The sequence below is a fragment of the Streptomyces sp. NPDC058619 genome (assembly GCF_042717785.1).
In the GTDB taxonomy this organism is placed as follows: Bacteria; Actinomycetota; Actinomycetes; order Streptomycetales; family Streptomycetaceae; genus Streptomyces.
Genome location: NZ_JBHXQN010000156.1, coordinates 1 through 1,845, shown reverse-complemented (window position 1 = coordinate 1,845; position 1,845 = coordinate 1). Strand labels below are relative to the sequence as shown.

Here is a 1,845-nt window from a genome sequence, read left to right as displayed (position 1 = left end):
CTTGACTCTGTCGGGGATCTTGGAACTGTCGAGATCAGGTGCCCAGGGTGCGCCATGACTTCGGCCGGGGCATCTCGCGCTGGTCGAGGTAGTTCTGGAAGGCTGTCGGTCGGCGGGGTGTGGGTGGTTCCCCGGTTGGTGGCAGTCCGCTGAGGCGCTCGATGTTGACGGCGATGGCCGTCAGGACGTGCTGGATGTGGGCCTTTCCCTGGCCTCGGTAGCGGCAGTGCCGCATGCCGTGTCCGTGGGCGAACTCGTTGACCGTGCCCTCCACTCCGGAGCGGACCGCGTAGCGGGTCTTCCACTCGGGTGTCTGTTGCTCTGTGCGGACGCGGAGTTGCAGGTCGTGGAGCTCTCGCGGAGGGAAGCCCACGGTGCGGGCGCTGTCGGCGGTGGTGGTGCACTGGGTGCGGGCCGGGCAGGGGCGGCACTGGCTCTTGGTGAACCTGGCCACGATCAGCGGGGCGGCGGTGGGCGAGGAGGTCGGGTAGGGGCCGTGCCAGCCCGCGCTGACCTGGCCCTGGGGGCAGGTGACCTGCCGGCGGTCGTAGTCGATGTGGAAGTCGTCCCGGGCGAAACCCTTGGCCTGACGATGCTGCCGGGTGGGGTTGGCGGGCAGCGGTCCCGTGACGGTGACCTGGTGTTCACGGGCGGCTTGTTCCAGGTGGGGCAGGGAGGTGTAGCCGGCGTCGACCAGGTGTTCGGCGGGCAGCAGCCCGCGGCGGGAGAGGCGGGTGTGGATGCCGGGCAGGACCTGGCTGTCGTGGGTGGTGGCCGCGGTGGTGGCCACGTCCGTGATCACGTTGGGGCCGCCGGGAGCACACGTCTCGGTCAGATGAGCGGCGAACCCCTTCCAGCTGATGACGTGTCCGTGCCGTGCATAGCGGGCCGAGGTGTCGTAAGGGGATACGACCGCCCGGGACGAGGGCGGCAGCCCTAGCCCGCCTTCCTTCTCGGCGGTGCGCCAGCGCAGGCGGCCCGCGGCGTCACGGTCGTAGTTCTGCACCATGATCTGGCGCAGGGCCTGGATACGAGGACCGGACGTGCGGTCTGCTCCGTGCCGGTAGAGGTGTTCCAGGAGCCGGAGGGCGTCGTTTCCGGCGGCGAGGATCCGGGTCTTGGGCTTGGTGGGGTTCTTGCCCAGGCGGACCGGCCGGCCGTAGCGGCGCCCCCAGTCTTCATCGACCAGCTCGTCGAGCAGGTGCGGGGAGGTGCCGGCGACTTCTTCCAGGGCGGCGCGGACCGCCTCGGTGATCAGCTCGAGGCGGGTCAGGTCGCGGACCGCGGCCAGGACGTGGGTGGAGTCGGTGCGCTGGGTGGTGCGCTCGTGCACCAGGCCGGCTTCCTTGAGGCGGGCCAGCGCGAGGTCGAGGAGGCGGTCAGCACGGTCTGCTTCGGCAAGACGGTCGCGGAAGTCGGCCAGCACGCTGTGGTGGAACCCGGGGTCGTCCAGCTCCATGGCCATCGCGTACTTGAAGTCGATGCGGCAGCGGACCGCCTCGGCGGCCTGCCGGTCCGAAAGACCGAGCAGGAACTGCAGCACACAGACGGTAGCCAGTTGAGCAGGCGAGAGACCTGGACGCCCGTCACGCGGGTACCAGTCGGCGAAGTCCTCGTCGCGCCACAGCCCGTCCAGCCGGTCTCTCACCCACATCGCCGTGGTGCCACCCGGGTTGCTCGCCCGCGCAATCTGTGCGGTCAGAGAGGGGACTTGCTCACCGGAACGGGGGCGGAGGGACAACGGGCACCTCGACGACTGCATCGGTCACTGGAACAGCCCGAGCATGCCCGTTGATCATGCTGCCGCACAGGGGAACTCCAAGATCCCCGACAGAGTCAAGCTTA

At 69.5% G+C, this 1,845-nt stretch carries 1 protein-coding gene; it reads right to left on the bottom strand.

Translation table 11 applies throughout. The annotated features are described in order from the left end of the window. Positions 1-34 precede the first annotated feature (34 nt). Positions 35-1,654 carry an IS1182 family transposase gene (locus ACFWTC_RS38885; protein ID WP_384030718.1) on the bottom strand — a complete coding sequence of 540 codons (1,620 nt, stop codon included), beginning with the start codon at positions 1,652-1,654 and terminating at the stop codon, positions 35-37. Positions 1,655-1,845: the final 191 nt, after the last annotated feature.

Bases quoted from the DNA above. Each gene is read 5' to 3' on its own strand.
- ACFWTC_RS38885 (WP_384030718.1), bottom strand. From the start codon at position 1,654: ATGTGGGTGAGAGACCGGCTGGACGGGCTGTGGCGCGACGAGGACTTC.